Raw genomic sequence first — 7,319 nt, 5'->3', positions numbered from 1 at the left:
ACTGTCTGGAGCCGCGAATGCCGACTACGGCAAGCGCGAGCAGAGTCGAAACGATCGCGATGGCGACGAGCATCTCGACGAGGGACATGCCGCGGCACCTCACCTCTGCCCCGGCCTGTCCCTGCCTCGGGGCACTGGGAGATGCGATGCCACAGGCGGCGAAGGGACTTCCGGCGCTCGTCGCCGGTGTCGGTTTCGTGACAACGGGATCGTTGTATGTCTTCCGGGCGAACCCGGGATCTATACTCTGAACGAAGGAGAGCACTCATGCGAGCCAGCCCACTGAAGTCCGACGTTCAACATCGCCTTCTTCTCGCTATCGGCGCGACGGCCGCGCTCGCCGCCGGCACGACCGCCTTTCAGGTCCAGCCGTGGCCGATCCCTCGCTGCTGGGTCTTGAACTGCAAGGACACATGCAACGGAATCGCGTGCATCGCCTGTGTTCAGGGCAACTGCGGCAACGACAACGACCCCACGTGGTGGTGCACCTTTGGCAAGTGGAATCCGTGCAATGAAGGGGAGGAGTGAGTTCGAAGTGCGAAGGATGCTCGCCGGCATCGGCTCGCGCGCGGTATTGAAACGGACACTCGCGCTGCTTGTGGCCGTAGGCGGTGTTTCCGCGCTTGCCGTGGTGGTGACACTGTCCGTTGTCAAGGATCGGACGCCTCCTGCATGGACGCCGCGGGAGCATCTCTCGCCGGCCACCAACGATGCCTACTCCCGGATGCTGAATGAGATCAAGCCGAAGCGAGCGGTATCTCGCGAAGACGTGGAGTACGTCGTCTCATGTGTCGCATCGGACGAAATGCCCATCCGATCAATGGCCTTCTCGCTCGCGTTCGAACTCGACAGGGACGGTCAGGTTCAGGACGCCGCGAGCCGCGAGCTGATCCGGGACTGCTACCTCGCCATGCTCACCTATGGTGCGTGGGAGTACCGCGCGGGTGCGATCCGGTTCCTCCATCAGTTGGGCTGGACCACGGACCCGGACGTCCGACGCCGGATCGAACCGCTGAGGGACGATCCGAATGAACTTGTTGTCGAAGAAGTTGTCAAGGCGCTGGGCGCACCATGATGCGATCGAACGACCGTACAACCCGGTTCCGTCAGGCATTCTCAATGCTCGAACTGCTGGTCGTCATCGGCCTTCTCGCGGGTCTTGTCGCGATCCTGCTCCCCGCCTTGGGCGCCGTTCGTCGAGAAGCCAAGTCGATCATGTGCCTGAACAACCTCAGAGCTCACGGCCAGGCGATCCACGCGTACTTCTCCCTGCACTCCGACGCCCTGCTCCCTGTCGCGCACTTTCTTCCGAACCTGCCGGCGGACGAACCCGGCCTCTACGGCCCGCTTGCCGACCAGTTCTCCGTCCCGCTGCCGAAAGTTCTTCAGAACGGCACGTGCGAGCAACTGCCCCCGTTCCATTGTCCGCTCGACACGACCGTCGCTGTCAAGATCGGAGCGAGTTACTTCTATCTCGCCGGGTACTTCATGGCGGACTACGGGACGGCGGACGTGCCGAACGCCGCCCGTCAGCGAGAGATCACCGCGATGTACGAGCGGCACCCCGACACGCCTGTTGTCGACGACAGGAAGGGATGGCACACGGGCCGAACCTCGAGAGGTCAGAACGCCCTCTACTTCGATGGGAGCGCGGCCCCTCGGTAAGTCCGATCCACTCCGACAGGACATGCGGGCAAGGACCGCGAGCCGCCGTTCACGTGTGCGGGCGCAGCGCGTCCTCTCCCGCCACGCCCCGTGTCGGCAGGCCCAACTCGTGCGGGGCCCACCGGCGCAGCTGGCTCTCGCGGACGGACTCGCGCTGGGCATGGTCCTCGAACGAGCGCGGTGCGCCGCACTCGGGGCAGACCGGCTGCGTCGCGGGCAGTCCGACCAGATCGTGGCGGCAGTAGGCGCAGAACCGCCCGCCGCCGGCCTTGAACGGGCGGACCACGCTCGCCAGCGTGAAGGCGACAACGCTCACCAGCGCGGTGTAGGGGTAGAGCAGGGTCTGGAGCATCGGCAGGTAGACCGCGCCGTCCGTCCAGATCGAGAGCCGGTAGTGCAGCCACGCGATGCCGAGCAGCCCGGCCAGCCCGCCCGCGGCGGCCATGTAGCCCGAAGGCTCGCGTCGCCAACGGTACGCGAGCATCCAGACCACGAACGCATAGCCGACGAAGAACGGGATCACGTCCAGCGCCTTTCGCCCGCGTTGGCGGGCCATGCTCGCGTTCGTCCACCGATCCCCCGGGGGCGAGCGCGCGCCGGTTTCGTCATTCTAAGCCGCTAGCGGCCCGGCCGGAAGAACGCCCGCAGCGACTCGTAGATGTCGTCGCGCCCGTTCACCTTGCTCGTCAGCAGGCGCGGGCCGTCCGCGTCGGGCGCGCCGTCGGGGAACGCCTCTCGCAGCACACTGAGGAAGTTCCCGCTGCCGTAGGCCGACGCCACCTGGCAGTACCCGAAGAGGTTGCAGGCGGGGAGGAGGTTCTCCTCGAGCAGTTTCACGCAGACGCGGTTGTCCGCCTCGGAGGAGTTGTCGCCGTCGGAGAAGTGGAAGAGGTAGACGTTCCAGTCGTTGGTATCGTAGTGCTCGGCGAGAATGTCCTTGCAGAGCGCGAGCGCGGAACTGATCCGCGTGCCGCCGTCCTCGCGGATCGAGAAGAACGTCTCGCGGTCCACCTCGGCCGCGCGCACGTCGTGCACGACGTAGCGGCACTCGACGCCCTCGTAGTTGCGGCGGAGCCAGGTGTCGATCCAGAACGCCTCCAGCCGCACCAGTTCCTTCTGCTCGTCGCCCATCGACCCCGAGACGTCCATCATGTAGACGATCGCCGCGTTGCTCTGCGGCTTGCGCACCTCGTTCCACGAGCGGTAGCGCAGGTCGTCTCGGATCGGCACGACGACCGGGTTGTCCGGGTCGTACTCGCCGGATGCGATCTGCCGCTTGAGCGCCTCGCGGTAACTGCGCTTGAAGTGCCGGAGGGACGCCGGGCCGACCGGCCGGATGCCCGAATACTTGTCCTTCACCGTCGTGATGCGGTGCCGCCCGCGCGGCTTGATGCGTGGCAGTTCCAGTTCCTCGCCGAGGATGTCTGCGAGTTCCTCGAGCGTGACGTCCACTTCGGTGATGTGCCGACCTTCCTGCTCGCCCCCGGCGTCCTTGCCCGAGCCGCCCTCGCCTTCGCCCTCGCCCATGCCCACGCCGCCCGAGTTGTCGCCGTAGCGGAACGTGGGCAGGTCGATGTCGTGGAGCGGGATGGAGACGTAACGCTTGCCCTCGCGTCCGATGAGTTCGCCGCGAGAGAGGAACCGGCGCAAATCCTTACGGATCCGGCCACGCACGATCTGGCGGAAGCGTTGGTGATCCTGTTCGATCTTGCTGACCATGCGTCCGCGCGTCCTCGCCCGGTCCGTGGCGGTCGGCCGCGCCTCCATCACTCTGTACGCCCGGCATCATCGGCCGGATCGCCCCCTCCTCCCAAGCCCGATCCCGTATCCGGACCCGAGCGGGCGACGCGCCGCCCCAGCCAGGCCGTGCAGGCGATCCCCACGGGCACTGACACAGCGACTTCCGCGGCCCGATTCAGGAGGTCGGCCGCCAGCCCGAACGCCGCTGCCTCGCGTGCCGAGTCCACCCCGGCCCACGACGCCGCCACCAGTCCGATCCCCCATTCGCGCACGCCCAGGCCGTTGCCGACGAAGGGAACGAGGAACGCGGCCTGGCTGACAGCCGCGAGCACCGCCGCCGCCTCGACCGTGAGCGGGCGACCGAGCAGCGCGAACGCACAGGCATAGCGAGCGAGCCACACCAGGAGGTCCGCGTAGCGAGCGGCGGCCGCCACGGCCCAGGCGGTCCACGCCGACCCGCGCGCTGCGCCGATCGCCCACGCGCAGACGAACGCCGCGCCCGGCAGCGCGAGCACAAGCCACGACCACGATCCCCAGGGCGGCGCTGCCCGCAGCGTGAGGGCGAGCGCAAGCATCAGCCCGACCGCGCCCGCTGTCATCGCATTCGCTTCGACGAGCACGAGCACCGAGTCCCGCACGGGAATGCGGTTGAAGCGCTTGTGGTAGGCGATGCGTCCGATCATGCCCGGCCGCATCGGCAGGTAGTTGAGGAGCCATGCGCTGCCGACGAGGGCGAGCATTTCATCGCGCCGGACGTGCTGCCCGCGTGCCCGGCGCAGCGTCAACGCTCGCAACGACGCGGAGGATGCGATCCAGTTCCCCGCGGGCAAGAGGAGCGCGACTGCTATCATCCAAGCGGGCGCGGCCCGCACCGCGTTCATCGACCCCGCCATCGCGCCCCGCTGCGAAGCGACCGCCCAGACCGCGGCCGCCAGCAACAGCACGCCGACGGCATAACCGATGACGCGCCGGCGGTCCCACCGGCCTCGCTGGGCCGGCACCCCGCTCACCGCGATGTTCCGCCGAGAATGCGGCGCGGCGCGAGGTCGCGCCCTCCAGGCCCACACCGCGCATAGGTCGCACCCTCGGATCGAAGCCGCTCGCGCAGCGACGAGGCCAGCTCACGGGCGCTCGGATCACTCGAAGCCTCCGCCCGAGCGAACGCCGGGTGGTCCGCATCGACCGCGCGTGTCGCCAGCGCGAGCGCAAGCGTACCCGGGTCTTCCTCCGCGAGCGCGGCCTCGTCGAACGCCCGCATCCCTGGCTCCATCGACGCGTTCGGCAACACCGCCAGCATCATCCGCCGCTCGAACAGCCCGCACCGGCCGTACCGCTCCGCCAGCCGTTCCGCCAGCGTCTGAAGCTCCATCGGCGAGAGCGCCTCGCCCGTCGCCGCGCCGTTGAGCACGCGCGCCCTGACGCCGCCGAGCATCTCCGGGAACCGCGTGCGCGGGGCCTCCTCGACCAGCAACAGCAGATCGGCGAGCGGCAGGCGCGATTCGGCAACGGGCCGGCGGGTCTGGTAGCCGGTCAGCGCGGTCAGGCAGAGCGGCCCCGGCTCCAGGCTCCCACCGCGCCCGATCAGGAAGCCTTGCAGCACGCGCCAGTTCACCCGCAGCGTCTGCGTCGCCCGCGTTTCCGCCGCCCACCCAGAGAAGCCAGGATCGGGCCACAGGTCGAACGTCACCGCCTCCCCGGGTCGGAGCCGAAGCCGCCGCTCGAGGTCGAACATCTCGGGGCTGGAGCCGTCGAACAGTGTGCGCGTTCCCGCGTCCAGCCGCGGCGAGAGCACGATGCGCGTATTGATGGCCCGATCCTGCCCGAACCCGAGCGGGATCGGCGCGATGTTCTGGACCACGACGCGCACGCTCGCCCGCTCCAGCGCGCCCGTGTCGCGGTTCACCACTTCCGCTCGCATCGACATGAACGTCTTGGGATCGGTCGTCATGCGGTCGAGCCACGTCGGCACGCCCTCGGCGGCCCGGGCCATCGCCGCGCGCAGCGGCGTGTCGAACGGGTCCGCGCCGCCCAGCCGATTCACCTGCACCCGCGCCCACGCCCCGACCAGCGAGAGCGGCGCCCCTCGCGCCATCCGCACGTAGAGTTGCGTCGCCTCGTCGTTCCAGCCCATCGCCTCCTGCGCCGCCGCCAGCCCCGACATCACCGACACGTCGTTCTGGTTCGGCATCGCCTCCAGCAGCTCGAAGGCCAGCTCGACCTCCCCCTTGTGCAGCGCGACGAGGGCGAGCAGCACGGCCGCTTCCGGTTCTCCCTTCCCGAGCGCCCGCTCCACGACTTCTGCCTGCTGCACCAGGTACTCGTCGATCGCGCCCGCCCACGCCATGAGCGTCCAACTCTGCAACGCGAGCCGCATCAACTGCGTCCGCACCTGATTCGGATCGGTCCCCGGCGGCATCGTCTGTGGGTTGAGCGCCCGGGACGCCATCTCTTCAAGCGATTTCCGCATGTCGATCGCCGCGGCGCGCACCGTGTCCTCGTCCCCTGCCGCGCGCGCCGCCGCGATCCTGATCCGATCCAGCGCGATCCCCAGCCGCACGTCCTCGGGCCGCTTCAGCGTGTCGGTCGGCATCCGCGCCTCCTGGGCCTGCCGGAGTTCGCGCGCCGCCTGGTCCCGCATGATCGCCAGCTGCAGGTTCAGGTCTCCGACCACTTTCGCCGGCCCGGACGTCTGCATGTCGAGCACGATCGACTCGATCACCAACGTCTCGTCGCTTCCGAGGCCGGCGAGCGAGAACAGCCTCGCCGCGTTCTGATAGAACCGCTTCGCTTGGTCGAACGCCCCCGCCTGCGCCAGCATCAGCGCCAGGGCGCGGTGCACGTTCGGGTCCAGCGGGTCCGCGTACAGCAGGTGCGTCTGCAACTCGAACGCATCCACCGGGTTCGTCAGCCCCGGGCTGAAGTACGCCCACACCAGCGCGGCCGCGTCCTTGTTCGTCGGGTCCAGCTGCACCGCCTCGAGCAGCCGGGCGACGAAGTCCTCCTGGCGCCCTCGCTCGCGGAGCAGCAACGCCGCGTCCAGCGCGAGCCGGCTCCGCACCGAAGCGTCCAGCGACGCGCCCCGCTCGCCCAGCAGCCGCTCGTAGGCCGCGATCCGTTCCTCCACCGTCTGCAGCCGCTTGATCCTGTCGCTGATGAGCCGCAGTTGCGCCACCGTGTCGCGCGGGTCCAGTTCCACGAGCCTGCGGGTCAACTCCATGAACAGCGCCTGGTCGCCGCCGGCCCACGCCGCCTCCAGCCGACGCCGCACGATGAAGGCATCCTCCGGCGCGTACTCCTGCGCCATCCCCAGCAGCCGCGACGCGACTCGGAAGTCGCTGGTGACGGGTTCCGGCCTCGCCCGCAGGTCCATCAGCGCGACCCGCGCGATCGAGCGGGCGAGGAACTCGTCGGGGTCCGGGATCACCGGTGCGTACTTCTCCGCGCGCTCGGCGTCGCCGCCGTGCGCGACCCCGCCCGCGTGCGCGGGCGCGCCCAGGAGGCACACGCCGATCGCCGCGAACACCGCCACCACCGCCGAACGCCACGAGCCGATCTTCAAAGGATGCCTCCCGCGTAGACCCGGCCGAACGCTGCCAGCCACCACAGTACGCCGACGAACACCGCCGCACCCGTCGCGATCTCGACCGGCCATGACACGCGCCGGCTCACGTGCGGGAACAACCGGTCCGCCACCAAGCACGAGAACGTCAGGTGCCCCGAAGCCGCCCAGAACGCCCCGCCCACGTAGCAGGGCCACCGCGCGTGAGGCCATCGAGCCGCGCCCTCCAGCACGAGCCATGCGCCCGCGACCACCATCAGCACCGCCCACGGCGTCGCCGTCAGCACCACAAGCGTCAGGCTCACGCGGCGCGAGAGATGCACCCGGTCGCTCCCACGGGGCCGACGCCCCACGG

Annotated in this window: 9 protein-coding genes; 3 read left to right on the top strand and 6 right to left on the bottom strand. The window is 69.3% G+C overall.

Going from position 1 to position 7,319, the window contains the following annotated elements:
* The coding region (locus FBT69_13235) for a type II secretion system protein (GenBank protein MDL1905753.1) at positions 1-103 on the bottom strand (103 nt) is incomplete at its 3' end.
* A 164-nt stretch (positions 104-267) separates the two neighbouring features.
* Here FBT69_13235 and FBT69_13230 point away from each other — a divergent pair.
* From FBT69_13230 to FBT69_13220, 3 genes are read left to right on the top strand one after another with little or no spacing between them, the layout of a single operon-like run.
* Complete coding sequence (locus FBT69_13230; protein ID MDL1905752.1) at positions 268-528, top strand: hypothetical protein; 261 nt, start codon at positions 268-270, stop codon at positions 526-528.
* Positions 529-544: 16 nt separating this feature from the next.
* On the top strand, positions 545-1,075 hold the full coding sequence (locus tag FBT69_13225; GenBank protein ID MDL1905751.1) for a hypothetical protein: 531 nt from the start codon (positions 545-547) through the stop codon (positions 1,073-1,075).
* Complete coding sequence (locus tag FBT69_13220; GenBank protein ID MDL1905750.1) at positions 1,072-1,665, top strand: type II secretion system protein; 594 nt, start codon at positions 1,072-1,074, stop codon at positions 1,663-1,665. Before FBT69_13225 ends, FBT69_13220 begins: the two co-directional genes overlap by 4 nt.
* 49 nt (positions 1,666-1,714) lie before the next feature.
* On the opposite strand, the gene FBT69_13215 is transcribed toward FBT69_13220, so the two are convergent.
* The 5 genes from FBT69_13215 to FBT69_13195 all read right to left on the bottom strand — a co-directional run bounded on the left by FBT69_13215 (position 1,715) and on the right by FBT69_13195 (position 7,317).
* On the bottom strand, positions 1,715-2,221 hold the full coding sequence (locus FBT69_13215; GenBank protein ID MDL1905749.1) for a hypothetical protein: 507 nt from the start codon (positions 2,219-2,221) through the stop codon (positions 1,715-1,717).
* A gap of 62 nt (positions 2,222-2,283) precedes the next feature.
* Positions 2,284-3,384 carry a DUF444 family protein gene (locus tag FBT69_13210; protein MDL1905748.1) on the bottom strand — a complete coding sequence of 367 codons (1,101 nt, stop codon included), beginning with the start codon at positions 3,382-3,384 and terminating at the stop codon, positions 2,284-2,286.
* A gap of 47 nt (positions 3,385-3,431) precedes the next feature.
* Positions 3,432-4,415, bottom strand: coding sequence for a hypothetical protein (locus FBT69_13205; GenBank protein ID MDL1905747.1), 984 nt, complete (start codon positions 4,413-4,415; stop codon positions 3,432-3,434).
* Positions 4,412-6,964, bottom strand: coding sequence for a hypothetical protein (locus FBT69_13200; protein ID MDL1905746.1), 2,553 nt, complete (start codon positions 6,962-6,964; stop codon positions 4,412-4,414). The genes FBT69_13205 and FBT69_13200 overlap by 4 nt, the downstream gene beginning before the upstream one ends.
* Entirely contained in the window at positions 6,961-7,317 is a 357-nt protein-coding gene (locus FBT69_13195) for a hypothetical protein (protein MDL1905745.1), read from the bottom strand. The genes FBT69_13200 and FBT69_13195 overlap by 4 nt, the downstream gene beginning before the upstream one ends.
* Positions 7,318-7,319 lie beyond the last annotated feature (2 nt).

Source organism: Synechococcales cyanobacterium CNB, assembly GCA_030263455.1.
Classification (GTDB): domain Bacteria; phylum Planctomycetota; class Phycisphaerae; order Phycisphaerales; family UBA1924; genus CAADGN01.
This window is presented reverse-complemented; position numbering and strand designations above follow the sequence as displayed.